Source organism: Jiangella alkaliphila (assembly GCF_900105925.1).
GTDB lineage: Bacteria > Actinomycetota > Actinomycetes > Jiangellales > Jiangellaceae > Jiangella > Jiangella alkaliphila.
In genome coordinates, this window is record NZ_LT629791.1 from 5,704,444 (window position 1) to 5,718,317 (window position 13,874).

The following is a 13,874-nucleotide window of genomic DNA, read 5'->3' on the forward strand; positions in this document are numbered from 1 at the left end:
CCGGGACCCGCCCCTGTTCTCGGTTCGATCTCGCCACCCGGCCAACCCGCCGTCGCCGTGGCGACTCGACCAGATCGGCCCCTGGGCCGATCACACCGGCGCACCACGCCCTTCGCCACTGACGGAGGTATCCGCGCTCGCTCGCAGGCAGAATGAACGTCATGACGGCTGACGGTGACGCCGGGCGGCCCGGGTGGCTGCTGGACGAGGTCGCGAGCGCGGGTCGCGAGAACCTCGACCGCGACCACGGCGCCCGCTACGACGCAAAGGAGGACGCCGGCGCCGCCGAGGAGGTCCGGCTGTGCCGGCGGCTCGGCCTGACCCGCGACTCCGTCGTCGTCGAGTTCGGTCCGGGAACCGGCCAGTTCACCCTCGCCGTGGCTCCCGCCTGCACCCGCGTGATCGCCGTGGACGTGTCACCGGCGATGCTCGCCGCGCTCCGGTCCAACCTCGCTCACGCCCGGCTGTCGAACGTCCTGGTCGTGCAGGCCGGGTTCCTCACCTACGAGCACGACGGCCCGCCCGCGGACCTCGTCTATTCGCGGTACGCGCTGCACCACCTGCCGGACTTCTGGAAGGCGGTCGCGCTGTCTCGGCTCGCCTCCATGCTGCGGCCCGGCGGCGTGCTCCGCCTGTGGGACGTCGTCTACAGCTTCGACCCGGCCGACGCCGGTGAGCGGCTGGAGGCCTGGTGCGCCAGCGCCGACGCCAGTACCGGCGACGCGGACCGGTGGAACCGGGCGGACCTGGAGGAACACGTCCGCGACGAGCACTCGACCTTCACCTGGCTGCTGGAACCGATGATGCTGCGGGCCGGCTTCACCATCGAGGACGCCACCTACACCGACGACGGCATCTTCGCCCAGTACGCCCTCCGTCGAAGGGCTCCGATCAGCTGACCTCGACTCCACCGGCCCGGCGCCAGAGAATGGTCGACTCATACTTGCCCCGGCGTCGCAGCGATGCCCTCACTCTCAAGGACGGGGATGTCCTGCGGCGGCTCAGGCCGCTGCGCGATGCGCCAGTAGACCGAGTCGAGCGGGTCATCGGGAACGTCGCGCATCTCGACAGCGGTGAATCCGGCGTCGGCGCGCATGGGGCGCGGTCTGCTCGCCCCACGAGCCGGCGCACGAAGAGGTCGAGCGTGGACTGCCCGGCCGGCGCCGGGGTGACGCCGCCGACGATCGGGGTTCCGCTGGTGACGGTGCGCAGGCGCGGCCGGCGGGTGCGGACCTCGACCGGGTCCGCTGTGATGGTGACCGGCCTGATGGCCGGCAAGTTGTCGTTGCTGGTGTCGGCGCCAGAAGGCGCACCGGTAGCGTTGTACGTGGACATCGCCTCTCCAGGGGTTTTGTCCAACTGCCCTGGCCGGTGTTTGCCGCACCGGTCAGGGCGCCTTGTCCTTGCTCGCTCTACGGCGGCGAGCTGGCGTCGTCGTCACCTCCAATCTGCTCGCGGATCTCCGGCGGCAGCAGCGGCAATGGCACCACCGCGGCCGCCGGCCGGCCGTTGCGCGTGATGACCGCGACCTGGCCGCCGATCTCGGCGCGCGACACGATGTCGCCCAGCCGCGGACTGGCCTACCCGCCGGGTCCACGTCGACGGCAAGTACCCGCATCCGCCGGAGCGCGTCGACGACGCCGTCTACGTGGAGTGGCGGGTCCACGTCGCGCCGGCGGTCGCCGTGAGTGAGGTCGAGCAGGCGGCCGATGACGTGGTAGCCGCGAACGGCCGGCTGAACGAGGCAGTCGCGGCCGCCAGGGCGGCTGGGGCCACCTGGGAGCGCATCGGCGCCGCGGTCGGGATCACCCGGCGGGCGGCCAACGAGAGGTGGGGATGATGAGCACCGACCGAGCGGCGACGCCGGCGAAGCTGCGGCGTCTGGTCGGCCAGGCCGAAGCCCTCGCGGCCGAGATCGCCGGCGTCCGTGACCGGTTCCGCGCCGACCCGGACGAGTCCACTCGGCTCGCGGGGTTCCGGCTGGATGACGCCGCCGGCACCGCGGCCCGGATCGCGCACGAGCTTGTCGCGACGGCCGGCGACCTGGCCCGGGTCCGGGGCCGGCCGACCTGCGGCGCGGACTGGGGCGTCTGCCCGGTGCACGGCAACACGCTGCGAGCGAGTGGCGGCCGCTGCTGGTGCACCGTCCTGGACTGCGGCCGGTCGTGGGGGTATGACCGACTGGGCCTGCCGTGCAGCGAACCGGTCGCCTTCGACGTCCGCGACACCGAGGGCGGCGGCGGACCGATGTGCGCCGGCCACGCGAAGGACGCTCAGAACCGCATCGTCGGCGCGGTGGTCACGCCGCTGGACGGCCCAGGCGGCGAAGAGTCGAGCCGATGACGATCGAGCGCGCGTACGAGCTCGCCGCCGAGCTGGCCGGGTTCGCCGCTGACTCCAGCTGGCCAGTCGACCCGGCAGAGGTTGAGCAGTTCGTCGACGCCGCGCAGAAGATCGCTGCCGCAGCACTGGCCGTGATGGTGACGCAATCGGTGAGCGTACTCGAAGTGGCCGCGGGCGGCGGTGCGCAGCGCGTCGGCACGGTTTCTGGCGGTGCAGGTGTCCTACGGCGGCGTTGTCACCGTGACCGCCCTCGACGACGCGCCCAGAGCTTGCGCGTGAGGTCCCAGCCCACCACAGCTGTGGTGGGCTGGGACCTCACTGTGCGTCAAGGATTGGTCAGTGGCGCCGTTAGGGCTGTGCCCCTTCCAACACTGGCGTTGGGTTTCCTTGTTCGTCTGCGATCACTGAGACCGTGACGGCGGTGATGGATGGCATCCAGCTGAGGTCGGCCAGTTCGTAGAGATCGAAGGGGTAGTAGTTCGGGCTGCTGGGTGGGCCGTACCGAAGAACTCCCTCGTTGAACCCGGCCGCCAGCGAGTCCGGATTGTCGATGGGGTTGAGAACCAGGTTGAGCGGATCACCATCGGTGAAGTCGAACCCTCGGCAGAGCAAGCCGCCCTGGTAGTAGATGTGGACGATTGAGCTGGAGCCGTCGCAGAAGACCTCTCGCGTGGCGCTCGCGGGGGCGGGTGCGGCGGCGACGACTACGACGGCGCCGACCACTGTGGCCAGCGTGAGTTTTGTAAGGACGTGTTTCACGACATACCTCGACTTCCACCGCCCCGGGGTGGGGAGCGAAGGGTGGGGACGAGTCAGCTGTCTCGGGGGCAATCGCGATACATAGTGATGTACTAGCAGATTTCCGTGCTGTCAACCGGCTAGTACCGGGTGTCTTCTTACGGCTCTGCCGCGATCACCAGATGCCGGCGGCGGTAGCGGTGTCGTGGATGTGGCGGGCGTCGATCGGGGCCGGCACCGCGGTGATGCCGAACGCTGGCCACGACACCGTGAGCGTGAGTCCCGCGGTGTCCGGTCGTGGCCACAGCCAAAGCTCTGTGGTGATCTCGGCGACGACGGTGTCGGCTCCGGCGGGGTCGCTGGGTGCACCGTAGGGGTCGGCGGTCGACGACCGCACGCGGGTTCCGTAGGTCGTCAGCGACAAATCGGGGTCGGGTGTGTCGGCCGGGCGGCGCCAGGGGTCCAGCGAGGAGGCTTGCCGGCCGTCGGTCAGGCTGACAGTGAAGCGCAGTAAGTCGTCCGGGGCCAGCGTCCCGCTAGCGGAATTACCGGTGCGGAACCAGTTCCGCGGGTACCAGGCGACTCGGTCACTGCGACGGGCGATGGCCGATACGGACATGAGGCAGCCCTGGCTGAACGCCCGGACCTGCAGGATGGAGACGGCAGCGGTGGGCGACGTCGCTATCACCTGGTCGCCCAGGACCAAGATGCTGCGCGCCGCCACCGGCGGGTAAGCCCAGGGCGGCCGCCGCTGTTCACTCGAAGCAGGTCCGCCTCGCGACACATCCCCATTCTAAGGTCACGTCGCGATCGCGCCTCGGCAGAAGCGCGGCGTCAAGAAACGATCGCTTGATGAAGATCAACAGCGGCCGGACGCGAGCAGGGCGAATGAGCTTCAACAACCCCGGCGCGTCAACAACCATCCACCACCGTTTGTTGAAAGGATCGCGGGCATGACGCTGGTCCTGGGGCCCGACGACATCCTCGCGCCGGCGCCGGCGCGGCTGTCCGACATCTTGATCGGCTACGCGCGGATCTCCACCGGCGCACAGAGCCTCGACCGGCAGATCGACGCCCTCACCTCCGCCGGGTGCCGGCGGATCTTCGCCGACGAGAAGAGCGGCAAGAACGCACTCCGGCCGGAGCTCAAGGCGTGCCACGCCTTCATCGATCCCGGCGACACTCTGGTGGTGCCGAGCCTGGACCGCTACGGCCGCTCGCTCGTCGACCTCATCACCATGGTGGGCGAGCTGCGCGGCCGCGACGTCGGCTTCCGCAGCCTGTACGAGAACCTGGACACCACCACGCCGGGTGGGAGGCTGGTGTTCCACGTCTTCGCCGCGTTGAGCGAGTTCATCCGCGAACTCATCGTCGACGGCACCCGCGAGGGCCTGGCCGCCGCGCGCGCCCGCGGCCGCGTCGGCGGACGACCCAAGGTCGTCGACGCGGACCTGCTGCGCGCGGCTCGCGACCTGCTCCCCAACCCCCGACCACAGCATCACCTCGATCGCCAAACTGCTCGGCGTCAGCGTCGGGACCCTGTACAACCACATCCCCGACCTGCAGGAGCTGCGCGCCACCGCCCACGAACGCGCCCGCGCGATCGGCCCGGCGAAGGGCTGAGCTGGCTCGCCTACGTCGACGAGTCGATCCGGCCCGACGAGGGCGTACGTGATGGCGGCGTGCACGCTGCAGGACATCGACGCTGCATCGGCGCGCGCCGCGATGCGCGAGCTGGAGCCTCGACGCGCTGCGCATCGTGACCATCTCGGGCGTGAAGGTCGACCGACGATGGCAGGAACGGCCGCCGGCTCCCCTCGGTGCGGCACCGCACGAAGCACCCGGCCGGCGCCTCTAGGGTGGTCGGCGTGGCAGCGACCCTCGACCGGCTGATCTATGTGGATGACTCCGGGCACCCGCAGTCGGGGATGGTCGTCTACGGCTGGATCGAGTGCGCGCCCGATCGCTGGGCCGGCGTGCTCAAGTCCTGGCTGGACACCCGCAAGAAGCTCTGGCGTGAGTACTCCATCCCCGTCACCCAAGAACTGCACGCGACGGAGTACGTGAACGGGCGCGGCCGGATCTCGACGTCGATCCCCGACCGCTTCGTACGCGCCGGCGTGCCCTACTGGAAGGACTTCGGCCGGGCGGTCGCGGTGGAATGCCTGGACACGCTGCGCAGCACGGAGGGCCTGACCGTCGGCGCCGTGTGGCGCAAGGGCGACCCGCGCGACCTGGCCCGCACCAGGCCGCGCTGGTCGAACGCCTCGAGCGCGAGTTGGCGGCCGCCGGGTCGCTGGCGATGGTGTTCATGGACGGCGACGGCAGCGACAGCTCTTACCGATCCACGCATCGAAGCCTCAGACTCGCCGAGCGGCGAGTGATCGAAGACGCCATCCACCTGGACTCCAGGGGCTCCCAACTCGTCCAGATGGCTGATCTCGTGGCCTGGAGCGCGAACGTTCGCGTCGACCCCTACCACGGAAACGAGTTCGCCTGGGAGTGGTACTCGACCTACCTGGCCGAACGGGACCGGGCACGCGAACCGCAGAAGATCTAGCCCAACAAACAGCTAGACCCCCTTATCCACGTGTGTGGGGGGATCTGCGAGAACAAGACTACCACTTCGCCGGCGCGAGCGGCGACAATGGCCGCCGCCCCGCCGGGCGGGGTCAGATCAGGCCGCGTCGACGTCCTGGCCGAAGAGGCCCGGCACTCTCTCGCGCAGCACGCGGACCAGCTGCTCGGCCTCGTCGTCGGGGAGGTCGTGGGGCAGGGCGAGTGGAATGCCGGTGAGCAGGTCGGCGAGGCGCAGCCGCGGGCGCCCGTCTCGTGCGTGCTTCACTCGCATGTAGGAGACGATGTCGGCGACGTAGAGCGTCATCGTGTCGTGCTGGCCGGTGCGCCAGAGCCACGCGAGCACCTTTCCGGCCGGGTCTCCCGGGTGCAGGAGTGCGGCGCGGTCTTCGTCGTCGAGCCCCTGCTCTTCGATCAGGAACAGCGCCGTCTGTTCGGCGTGAGCGCCCAGCAGGAGCGGCAGCACGTCCAGCGTCGTGGGATCGACGAGCGCGACCGCGGGCCTGCGGTGCGCTCCGATCATCGGCATGCGCCCGTGGGCGACGGAGGCGATCAGGGCCGGGAGGTTCTTGCGGGCGTCGGACACGGTGTAGATCTCGGGAACGGCCATACCAAAGACTGTACACGAACATGTACAGATTTCCGTACATGTTCATGTACAGGAGTGGTCCGTCAGGGCAGCGGTGGTGCAGCGCCAGGGCAGCGGCGGTGCAGCGGGCCTTGACATGTAGACGTCAAGCGCCGGCGTCGGCGAGCGATGGGTGCCAGGCGGGCAGTTCGTGGCGCTCGCGTGGGTGGCGCCACTGGTCGTGCAGCAGCAGGTCGCGGTGCTCGTCGCTGTCCGGGTCGTCGCCGGCCCGGGGGACCTTGGTGAACGGGCGGGTGGTGAAGTCGAGTTCGTCGACGAGGATCCGGTCGGGGTTGTCGGGCTGGTCCATCACGAACCGGGCGCTGTACCAGGTGCCCGGCACGGGCGCGTACACGTGCTCGTTGAACCCGGGCCTCGTTGGTGATCTTGATCGACTCGGCGTCGGCCTCGTACGCGGCGGCGTAGTCGGTGTCGGGGTTCTCGCCGGCGATGTCGCGCAGCCGGACCCGCACGGTGGGGTAGGCGGCCTCGACGTCGAGGACCAGGTGCCGCCAGCCATCCGGTGCGGCGTCGTCGGCGCACTGGCTCAGCATGTCGAGCCAGTAGATGCTCACGCCCCACGGCCGGGTGTGGGCGGGGTGCCAGGCGGGCAGCTGGTCGAGGGCGCCGACGTAGAGGCGTTCGTGTTCGGCGCGCAGCATCTCCGGGTGCGCGTCGCCGGCCGGGTTGTCCGCGGACCAGAGGCCGCCGAAGGGCGGGTTCTCGTCGTCGAAGGTGGCCGCGGTGGTGCCGCCGGGGGTGAGGGTGAGGGTGAGGGTGGCGTTGTACCAAGGGCGGACAGGGCTGGGGGGTCAAGGAACCGGCCGAACCACGAACCCGATACAACGGGATCACCCGCGGAAACGGACGCCCCATCGCACAGTGGTCCCGCCTCGCCGCCGGCCGCTCCGACGACCTCACCGGCAGCGCCTGACCGCAGGGGATCGACGCGGTCCTCGACTCGACTGACGATTAGGCACCCCACTCCGTGACCGCCAGGCACACGCCAGCTGTCCATGAATCGACACCGCCAACCAGCACCGGACCGTGCCAAGATCGCCGGCTAGCCAACCCGATCATCAGTGGCCGCCCGGGACCGACCCGCGCGCCTGAGCTAATCGGCCGTTCTCTCGCTCGCGCTCGGCCCGGGCAGGCTCCAACGCTTCCCGAGCCGAGCCGGTGGAGTGCTCGGTCCGCTCGGCCGCGCGCGTGATGACGTCGCCGGCGTCGGCAAGGCGGCTCGGCCACTCGATCGCGCGGCCTTCATCGTTGTCCGTCACCCGGCGGTGCTTGGCGTCGGCGGGGTCGTTCTCGTGACCGGCCGGCTTGTCGCACACGACCGGCGAGCGACGCCGTCGCGGGTCTGTTCAGCGGGGATCTCGATCACTGCGGCGCACGCCGGCTGGTCGGTGGGGACGAACCACGGAGCCGGGAACAGGTCAGGCACGGGCACCATCACCAGCGCCCGCGGCGGCTCGCTCTCGTGCTCGGTCATCACTCCACCCACAGTTCATCGATGCTGGTGAACCGCCAGTCGTCGAGGTAGTCCTCACCCCACACCGTTTCAAGGTGTACTCGGCCACGCCACGGTCGCCGCCGGCCTCGTAGGCGTCCAACATCGCGTCGTGCTGCTCCGGGTCCAGCTCGGCACCCGTGGTCCGGTTCCGCACGTAGCCCTTCCCGCTGTTTCGCGGCCCCTGGTCGCCCTTCACTCGGACCGTGACGGGCCGCTGACGGTTCCGGCGGGTGCGGGCGTCCTGCAACGCTCGCCGGCGGCCCTGACGGGTCGTGGCGGCCTGCCGAGATGCCTTCTGGGTGCGGGTCAGGTTCTCCGAGCGGATGCCGGCGCGGCCAGTCTCACGTTCGGACCGCAACCACCGTTGCACGGTGCGCTGGCTGACCCCGAGCGCCACGGCAGCAGCGCGCGTGTCGACCTCCCCCCGTCCGGCGCGACGTGCCCGCGACCGCAGCCAACATGCCCCGCACACTCTCACCACCCCGGACACGTCACCCCGGCGTCCGGTGAGCGCCGCGAACACCGCGCCACGGTCGACCTTCCGGGCCGGCATCTCGTCCTCGTCAAAGACGTCCTCAGCCACGGCTCGCCTCCCAATCCGCGGGGTCGATCAGGTGTCCCTTGCCCTCGTAGCCGGCGCCGGTGAAGTAGCGGACGTGATCGCTCATCAGCGCCGCGCCTTCCGGCTTGAACTGCCCGAACCCACGGCCCCACTTGCCCCGGTCGCCCGGCCAGGCCGCGGCGAAGTCGGCCGTCTCGAACGCATAGACGATCGTGTCGTCGATCACGGCGAGCGGCCAGCGGTCCGTCGCGGTGCCGATCTTGACGATCATCCGCAACAGGTTGGCGTCAGCGTTCGCCATGACATGGTGCCGGCGCTCCGGAGCGAAGCCGGGCCGGCCAGCCAGCAGCGGCGAACCCATCCAACCGAACGTCTTGTTGGCGATCTCTTTGAGCTGGTTCTGCACAGCCTGGTCGTCGGGTCGGGCGTGTTCAGCTCGGCGCGGGCCTTCCGCTGCCGGTCGTAGTACGGGTCCAAGATCCGTACTGTGCTGCGGCCACGTGTACGCCTCGACGATCGCCGGCTCGTACCCGAGCTGCATCGCATAGGCCAGGGTCGGCGTGGTCACCCACACCGGCCCGTTGGTCCGCCGGCCGGCCGGGTTCAGCGGATGCGGGTGCCGGACGTCGCCGGCGTCGGGCATCTCGGCCATCAGCCAGCACCCAGGCGTCTTCGGATCGAATGCGCACCCGTCCGTGTGATGCACCGGGTCGCCAGACCGTGCCCAGCCCGGCACCGCCGCGCGCCAGCGAGACCGTCATGCAGTGCAGCGTGCTGACGGAGTACAGGAGAGGCGCGAACCGGTTGCCGACGTTGTCCTCCAGGTTGCAGGCCGCCTTGGTGTCCATCATCACGAACACGCCGCCGGGGCGCAGGATCTCATGCACCCGCCGCAACACGACTGCGCCCGTCCGGCCGGGCCTGGTCGCGCACCCCACGCTGCGACGGGACGAGTTGGGGCAGAGAACGCCGGTGGAGATCCCAGGGGTTGCGGCGGCGACAGGTCTCGGCAGGTGCGTAGTTCTCCGCGGCCGTGCGAGCTGACCGGGTGGGGTGAGCCGCCGTGCGGATCACCCCACCCAGGCCCGGTCAGCCAGTGAAGGCGACGCCGACGGGCGAGGTGAGCAGCGGCGCCAGCACCTTCGCGCGACCGGTGCGCAGGTCGACGTCGACCAGCAGCGACAGACCGAGGAGCAGGCCGGTCCGCACGGCGGCCACGGCGCGGTAGTCGTTCGGCTTGTACTCGCCGATCGGGGCCGCGCCGTCGATGTCGAACCCGTTGGCCGCCACCACGTTCAGGCCGAGGCGGCCGACCGGGAACAGCTGTCCGGTGTTCGGCGACACCACCGGCGTCGCGCCGGGGACGCTGCCCTGCAACACGAGCGTGTCCGTGCGGGAGTCCACGCCGTACAGCGCCGTGGAGGTGGCCCCTGCGACGCTGTTCGTGTAGCCGGACGCGGCGACCTCGGGCTTGCCGCCGCCAGTGGCGTAGGCGAGCATGCCGTCGACCGCCGCCACCGCGCCCGTGTCAGGGTGGAGCCGCAGGTTCTGGCCCGTGTCCGTGACGAGTCGGATCCGGTCGACCGTCGGGTTGAAGTCCAGGCCGACGGCCGTCCCGGCAAGCGCGGCCGGCGCGCCGACCTTCGTGGCCTTCCCCGACCTGGCGTCCACCGTGTACAGCTGACCGGACGCGCCGATGACGTACACCGCGCCGTTGGCCGGCCGTACGTCCATACCGACCAGCCGGTCCTTGTGCGCGAGACCGGTGATCCGCACCCGATGCTCGACGAGCAGCGGCACGTTTCCGTTGTGCCGGCTCAGCACGCCGTTCGAGCCGAGTACCAACAGGTCACTGCGGTCGTTGTGCGTCGATGCAGACGCCGGCGCCGCGGACGCCGTCGGCGCGGCCAGCACACCGGCAGCCAGCACGGCGGCGACCACCATTCCGATTCTTCTCATCACGAGTTCCTTCCGCTCTCAAGGGTGCGACGTCTGGTGTTACGTCCGGGAACGCGCCAGCGTTCATCGCGCGGTTTCGACCTGCGCGCGACGAGGAGTGCATGCGTGCTGCCTACGACGCGAAGAGGTTCACGAGCACCCCTAGAGTGTGCGGAACGCGCGCGCGGAACGGAGGTGCCGATGGACCCGGACGTTCTCATCGGCAGGATCGGCGAGGTGCTGCACGACGAGCCGCGCGTGCTGGCGGCCTGGCTGAGCGGCAGCCGAGGGCGGGGCACGGCCGATCGCTACAGCGACGTCGACGTGTGGCTCGTGGTCTCGGCCGACGACCTGCAGGGTTTCGTCGAGGATTGGCCGAAGCTGTCCGACCGGATATCGCCCACCGTGCTGCGTCAACAGGTACGTGGCGGGCCGGTGTTCAACTCGGTCACCCCTGAGTGGCTGCGTTTCGACGTGTCGATCGGCACTCCGGAAGAGGTCGCGACCCGCAGCAGCTCCACGCTCGAGCCGCTCTTCGACCGCGCCGGTCTCACCGAGAAGCTCCAGCCCGCGGGCGAGCCGCTCCAGCCCGACCCCTGCCGAGTGGCGGGCCTCACCACCGAGTTCCTGCGCGTGCTCGGCCTGCTGCCCGTCGTGCTCGGAAGGGACGAGTACGTGGTGGCCGCATCCGGCACCGGACTGCTGCGACAGCTGCTGATCCAGTTGATGCTCGAAGACGTCGCCGTCGAGGACCGCGGCGGCGCGCTGCGCCTCGCTGGGCTACTGCCTCCTGAACGCCTGCGGGTACTCACCGAGTTGCCGGCGATCGAAGCGACTCGCGCCTCCGCGCTCGCTGGTCACGTCGCCTGCGCCGGAGTGTTCCTGCCGCTCGCCCGGGAACTGCACGACCGGTGCGGGCTCGAGTGGCCTGAAGACCTCGAGACCGCCGCGCGCCGCCATCTGCGCACCGAGCTCGACCTGGAACTCGGGTAAGGAGTGCGCCCACGGGACGACTTGTGGTGCGAGTGTTCAGATGACGCGTGCGGCTGGCCGGCCGCGGCGCCGCCCGGCCACGACGACGGTACGGAACCGGACGTCGGTGTCGTCGCCGAGCTGCCGCCTGGCGACCGCGGCGGCCAACTCGGCCGCGGTGACGACGGCGTCCAGATCGGTCGCCGGGTCGACAGCCACCCGCAGGTCGAGCACCGTCTCGCCCTGCTCGCGATGCAGCCGGGTCTGACGGACCGCGGCACCCGGCACGGCCGCGAACGGCGCGCCGACGGCGTCGGACAGGGCGGCGACATCGGCAACGAGCCGGCCGTCGCGGCCCGAGCCGGACAGCCGGAGGCGGCCGACGGTCCTGCGGTGCGCATGCGCGGACATCCAGAGCAGCGCGACGAGCGCCAGGGCGATCCCGGCCGCGCCGACGGTCCACGGCCACCACGCCTCATCGGTCCAGGCCACGAGGTCCGGGACGGCGATCGCATCGGCAGCGCCGGGCAGGCGGTCCTGCTGCCACGCCACCGCGGCCGCGCCGAGCACGATCACGGCGACACCGGCCAGGAACACCACGACCCGTTCGGCTGCGGCACTGGCCCTGCTCATCGCTCACCTCCGGCACGGGACACCGGGACGCGGATGTCGGGCGAGCCTGCCAACCGCTCGAGCCGGGCGCCGATGTCCGGGGCGACGTCCGCGTCGATCCCGGGGTCGCCGTCGGTGCCGATGCGCACGACAACGTGGCCGCGCCGGGCCCGCGCCCGCGCCGTGACCACATCCGGATGCCGTCCGGCCGCGTCGACGGCGACGGCCTCGATCGCGCGGCGAGAAGCGTAGACGCCGGTCGACGACACCAGCTCGAGGGAGCGGCGCGGTCGCCGCCACACGGCGGCGGCGACCAGCAGGACGCCCACCACCATCAGCGCCACACCAGCCGGCAGCATCCAATCCTGTGGGCGCAACCCGTCGACCCAGCGCACGGCCCGGTCCACCAGGGACTGCCCGCCGACAAGGTCGAGACCGGCCAACGCAGCGTGGATCGCGACACCGGCGACCCCCAGCAGCAGCAACGCGAGCAGCAGGCCGGCCTTGCGGGCCACGCCCGGTGCGGCCGGCCGCGCCGCGGCGGGCAGGACATCGGCGCCCGTCGACGGCGTGGTGTCGGCGAACCGGGACACCCGGATATCGACGTCGTCGACGGTCAGCCCGGTCAGCTCCCCCACCCGGCTGTGCACGGCGGTCCGGATCTCGGCCGCCGCCTCGGGCAGAGAGGCATCCAGTCGCGAGCCGACGACGAGGTCCAGACGCACGTGCCGGCCCACGACCCGCGCCGACGCCCGAGGCAACGGACGGCCGCCGAAGCCGGGCACCAGTCCACCGCGCTCGCGCCAGCCGCCGGCCTCGACCGCCGCCTGCTCGGCGATGCGCGCGACGACCCGGTCATGGATCGTCAGCCGTCCCCGGTCGCCGGGATCGGGAGGTGCGGTCACGTCCGGTTCTGCGGCGACCGGCATCGTCAGTCACGCTCCCGGCCGCGCCACAGGGCGCGGACATCGAGTTCGCCGGACAGGTGGCCGGCGACGGCCAGCCCGGCGAGGCCCAGCACGATGGCCAGCAGGAAACCGCCCAGCCCGCCGGTAGTGGCGGCCAGCGCCAGCAGCAGCCCCGCGACCAGACCGATCCCCGTCGCGTTCATGAGTTCCTCCTCGTGGTTGCGGCCTCGCCGGGCGCGGCCACGTCCTCGACCGTGACGTGCACCGTGCCGGCCACCAGGCCCGCGACGGCGGTCCGGATCGCGTCGACCGTCGCCGGCACCGGCGCGTCCCACTCGACGACGACGTGGACCGCGACGGCGTCGTCCTCCGGTCCCACGCGCACGCCGCGCACCCGGCGTCCCGGCAGGTAGGTGGCGACCTCGCCGAACAGGCCGGCGTGCAGGCCGGCGACGCCCGGAACGCCGAGCACCGCGGCCGCGACGTCATCGGCGAGCGCCCGATCCTCGCCGCCGGGCCGGTCCGGCGCGGTCATTCGACCCGGCTCTCCGGCGCGGCCTCTTCCTCTCCTTCGAGGTGGACGTCGTTGACGTTGATGTTCACCTCGGTCACCTCGAGACCGGACATCCGCTCCACCGCCGCGATGACGTTGCGCCGGATGCCGATCGAGAGGTCGACGATCGACACGCCGTACTCGGCCATGATGTCGATATCCACGGCCGCCTGCCGCTCGCCGACCTCGACCGCCACGCCCTGCTGGAGGTTCGTGCGCGAGCCGGGGATCCGCTCGCGCAGCGCCCCGACCGCGCGGGCAGTGCCGCCACCAAGGTTGTAGACCCCGGCCACCTCGCGCGCCGCGATGCCGGCGATCTTCGAGACGACTCCCTCGGCGATGGTGGTGCGGCCCTGGTCACTCACCAGCGGGCCGTCCTTCGCCGCCGCAGCCTCATCGGACCCGCGCCGCGTCGTCGACGCCCCTGGATTGTCCGCCATGTCATCGTCTCCTTCGGTATGCCGCCAAGACTCCGGTGTCCTCGGTCGACAGGTGTTCGACACTGCCGGCCCCGCGGATGGCACGCC

General features: G+C 71.1%; 19 protein-coding genes and 3 pseudogenes. 7 read left to right on the forward strand and 15 right to left on the reverse strand.

Going from position 1 to position 13,874, the window contains the following annotated elements; genetic code table 11:
- Nucleotides 1-161 precede the first annotated feature (161 nt).
- Nucleotides 162-899 (forward strand): class I SAM-dependent methyltransferase, encoded by a 738-nt coding sequence (locus tag BLV05_RS26160; protein WP_052763138.1) that lies wholly within the window; start codon nt 162-164, stop codon nt 897-899.
- Between the two features lie 38 nt (nt 900-937).
- On the opposite strand, the gene BLV05_RS36685 is transcribed toward BLV05_RS26160, so the two are convergent.
- Together BLV05_RS36685 and BLV05_RS26165 are read right to left on the reverse strand one after the other, a co-directional pair.
- Nucleotides 938-1,096: a hypothetical protein gene (locus BLV05_RS36685; RefSeq protein WP_162489673.1), complete on the reverse strand. Its 159-nt coding sequence runs from the start codon at nt 1,094-1,096 to the stop codon at nt 938-940.
- A gap of 316 nt (nt 1,097-1,412) precedes the next feature.
- Complete coding sequence (locus tag BLV05_RS26165; protein ID WP_082155810.1) at nt 1,413-1,568, reverse strand: type II toxin-antitoxin system prevent-host-death family antitoxin; 156 nt, start codon at nt 1,566-1,568, stop codon at nt 1,413-1,415.
- A gap of 80 nt (nt 1,569-1,648) precedes the next feature.
- On the opposite strand from BLV05_RS26165, the gene BLV05_RS26170 reads away from it, so the two are divergent.
- Both BLV05_RS26170 and BLV05_RS26175 read left to right on the forward strand, forming a co-directional pair.
- The gene (locus tag BLV05_RS26170) at nt 1,649-1,840 is read left to right on the forward strand and encodes a hypothetical protein (protein ID WP_046772569.1); all 192 of its coding nucleotides are present in this window, start codon (nt 1,649-1,651) and stop codon (nt 1,838-1,840) included.
- Nucleotides 1,840-2,343 (forward strand): hypothetical protein, encoded by a 504-nt coding sequence (locus tag BLV05_RS26175; protein ID WP_046772568.1) that lies wholly within the window; start codon nt 1,840-1,842, stop codon nt 2,341-2,343. The genes BLV05_RS26170 and BLV05_RS26175 overlap by 1 nt, the downstream gene beginning before the upstream one ends.
- Nucleotides 2,344-2,691: 348 nt before the next feature.
- Here BLV05_RS26175 and BLV05_RS26180 read toward each other — a convergent pair whose 3' ends face one another.
- Both BLV05_RS26180 and BLV05_RS36060 read right to left on the reverse strand, forming a co-directional pair.
- Nucleotides 2,692-3,102, reverse strand: coding sequence for a hypothetical protein (locus tag BLV05_RS26180; protein WP_046772567.1), 411 nt, complete (start codon nt 3,100-3,102; stop codon nt 2,692-2,694).
- 154 nt (nt 3,103-3,256) lie between these two features.
- Nucleotides 3,257-3,805, reverse strand: a complete 549-nt coding sequence (locus BLV05_RS36060; protein ID WP_152691099.1) for a hypothetical protein — start codon at nt 3,803-3,805, stop codon at nt 3,257-3,259.
- 229 nt (nt 3,806-4,034) lie between these two features.
- Here BLV05_RS36060 and BLV05_RS26195 point away from each other — a divergent pair.
- From BLV05_RS26195 to BLV05_RS38270, 3 genes and pseudogenes are all read left to right on the forward strand, one after another.
- Nucleotides 4,035-4,704: pseudogene (locus tag BLV05_RS26195) on the forward strand (recombinase family protein).
- A 538-nt stretch (nt 4,705-5,242) separates the two neighbouring features.
- A pseudogene (locus BLV05_RS38725) lies at nt 5,243-5,479 on the forward strand (hypothetical protein); the annotation flags it as partial.
- Nucleotides 5,480-5,512: 33 nt separating this feature from the next.
- Nucleotides 5,513-5,641: a hypothetical protein gene (locus BLV05_RS38270; RefSeq protein WP_267884925.1), complete on the forward strand. Its 129-nt coding sequence runs from the start codon at nt 5,513-5,515 to the stop codon at nt 5,639-5,641.
- 117 nt (nt 5,642-5,758) lie between these two features.
- Here BLV05_RS38270 and BLV05_RS26210 read toward each other — a convergent pair whose 3' ends face one another.
- From BLV05_RS26210 to BLV05_RS26240, 6 genes and pseudogenes are all read right to left on the reverse strand, one after another.
- Nucleotides 5,759-6,268, reverse strand: a complete 510-nt coding sequence (locus BLV05_RS26210; RefSeq protein ID WP_046772564.1) for a hypothetical protein — start codon at nt 6,266-6,268, stop codon at nt 5,759-5,761.
- Between the two features lie 124 nt (nt 6,269-6,392).
- On the reverse strand, nt 6,393-6,641 hold the full coding sequence (locus tag BLV05_RS26215; protein WP_046772563.1) for a hypothetical protein: 249 nt from the start codon (nt 6,639-6,641) through the stop codon (nt 6,393-6,395).
- A 724-nt stretch (nt 6,642-7,365) separates the two neighbouring features.
- Nucleotides 7,366-7,623: a hypothetical protein gene (locus BLV05_RS26220; RefSeq protein ID WP_083421394.1), complete on the reverse strand. Its 258-nt coding sequence runs from the start codon at nt 7,621-7,623 to the stop codon at nt 7,366-7,368.
- Nucleotides 7,624-8,377: 754 nt separating this feature from the next.
- Nucleotides 8,378-9,007, reverse strand: coding sequence for a hypothetical protein (locus tag BLV05_RS36690; RefSeq protein WP_162489672.1), 630 nt, complete (start codon nt 9,005-9,007; stop codon nt 8,378-8,380).
- Nucleotides 9,008-9,077: 70 nt separating this feature from the next.
- Nucleotides 9,078-9,269 (reverse strand): annotated as a pseudogene (locus BLV05_RS38730) (transcriptional regulator); the annotation flags it as partial.
- A 184-nt stretch (nt 9,270-9,453) separates the two neighbouring features.
- Nucleotides 9,454-10,323, reverse strand: coding sequence for a DUF4394 domain-containing protein (locus BLV05_RS26240; protein WP_046772558.1), 870 nt, complete (start codon nt 10,321-10,323; stop codon nt 9,454-9,456).
- Between the two features lie 180 nt (nt 10,324-10,503).
- On the opposite strand from BLV05_RS26240, the gene BLV05_RS26245 reads away from it, so the two are divergent.
- On the forward strand, nt 10,504-11,295 hold the full coding sequence (locus BLV05_RS26245) for a nucleotidyltransferase domain-containing protein (protein ID WP_052763128.1): 792 nt from the start codon (nt 10,504-10,506) through the stop codon (nt 11,293-11,295).
- A gap of 36 nt (nt 11,296-11,331) precedes the next feature.
- Here BLV05_RS26245 and BLV05_RS26250 read toward each other — a convergent pair whose 3' ends face one another.
- The 5 genes from BLV05_RS26250 to BLV05_RS26270 are packed head-to-tail and all read right to left on the reverse strand — an operon-like array spanning nt 11,332 to nt 13,787.
- Nucleotides 11,332-11,907, reverse strand: coding sequence for an Asp23/Gls24 family envelope stress response protein (locus BLV05_RS26250; RefSeq protein WP_152691098.1), 576 nt, complete (start codon nt 11,905-11,907; stop codon nt 11,332-11,334).
- Nucleotides 11,904-12,791 carry an Asp23/Gls24 family envelope stress response protein gene (locus tag BLV05_RS26255; protein ID WP_160312836.1) on the reverse strand — a complete coding sequence of 296 codons (888 nt, stop codon included), beginning with the start codon at nt 12,789-12,791 and terminating at the stop codon, nt 11,904-11,906. The genes BLV05_RS26250 and BLV05_RS26255 overlap by 4 nt, the downstream gene beginning before the upstream one ends.
- A gap of 26 nt (nt 12,792-12,817) precedes the next feature.
- A complete protein-coding gene (locus BLV05_RS26260) occupies nt 12,818-12,997 on the reverse strand; it encodes a hypothetical protein (protein ID WP_046772556.1) in 180 nt (59 codons plus the stop codon).
- The gene (locus tag BLV05_RS26265) at nt 12,994-13,329 is read right to left on the reverse strand and encodes an Asp23/Gls24 family envelope stress response protein (protein ID WP_046772555.1); all 336 of its coding nucleotides are present in this window, start codon (nt 13,327-13,329) and stop codon (nt 12,994-12,996) included. The genes BLV05_RS26260 and BLV05_RS26265 overlap by 4 nt, the downstream gene beginning before the upstream one ends.
- Complete coding sequence (locus BLV05_RS26270; protein WP_046772554.1) at nt 13,326-13,787, reverse strand: Asp23/Gls24 family envelope stress response protein; 462 nt, start codon at nt 13,785-13,787, stop codon at nt 13,326-13,328. The genes BLV05_RS26265 and BLV05_RS26270 overlap by 4 nt, the downstream gene beginning before the upstream one ends.
- Between the last annotated feature and the right edge of the window lie 87 nt (nt 13,788-13,874).

Coding starts and splice junctions, on each gene's coding strand:
- BLV05_RS26270 (WP_046772554.1), bottom strand. CDS start 13,787: ATGGCGGACAATCCAGGGGCGTCGACGACGCGGCGCGGGTCCGATGAG.
- BLV05_RS26250 (WP_152691098.1), bottom strand. CDS start 11,907: ATGAGCAGGGCCAGTGCCGCAGCCGAACGGGTCGTGGTGTTCCTGGCC.
- BLV05_RS36685 (WP_162489673.1), bottom strand. CDS start 1,096: ATGCGCGCCGACGCCGGATTCACCGCTGTCGAGATGCGCGACGTTCCC.
- BLV05_RS26160 (WP_052763138.1), top strand. CDS start 162: ATGACGGCTGACGGTGACGCCGGGCGGCCCGGGTGGCTGCTGGACGAG.
- BLV05_RS26210 (WP_046772564.1), bottom strand. CDS start 6,268: ATGGCCGTTCCCGAGATCTACACCGTGTCCGACGCCCGCAAGAACCTC.
- BLV05_RS36690 (WP_162489672.1), bottom strand. CDS start 9,007: ATGCCCGACGCCGGCGACGTCCGGCACCCGCATCCGCTGAACCCGGCC.
- BLV05_RS26245 (WP_052763128.1), top strand. CDS start 10,504: ATGGACCCGGACGTTCTCATCGGCAGGATCGGCGAGGTGCTGCACGAC.
- BLV05_RS26265 (WP_046772555.1), bottom strand. CDS start 13,329: ATGACCGCGCCGGACCGGCCCGGCGGCGAGGATCGGGCGCTCGCCGAT.
- BLV05_RS38270 (WP_267884925.1), top strand. CDS start 5,513: ATGGCTGATCTCGTGGCCTGGAGCGCGAACGTTCGCGTCGACCCCTAC.
- BLV05_RS26240 (WP_046772558.1), bottom strand. CDS start 10,323: ATGAGAAGAATCGGAATGGTGGTCGCCGCCGTGCTGGCTGCCGGTGTG.
- BLV05_RS26260 (WP_046772556.1), bottom strand. CDS start 12,997: ATGAACGCGACGGGGATCGGTCTGGTCGCGGGGCTGCTGCTGGCGCTG.
- BLV05_RS26175 (WP_046772568.1), top strand. CDS start 1,840: ATGAGCACCGACCGAGCGGCGACGCCGGCGAAGCTGCGGCGTCTGGTC.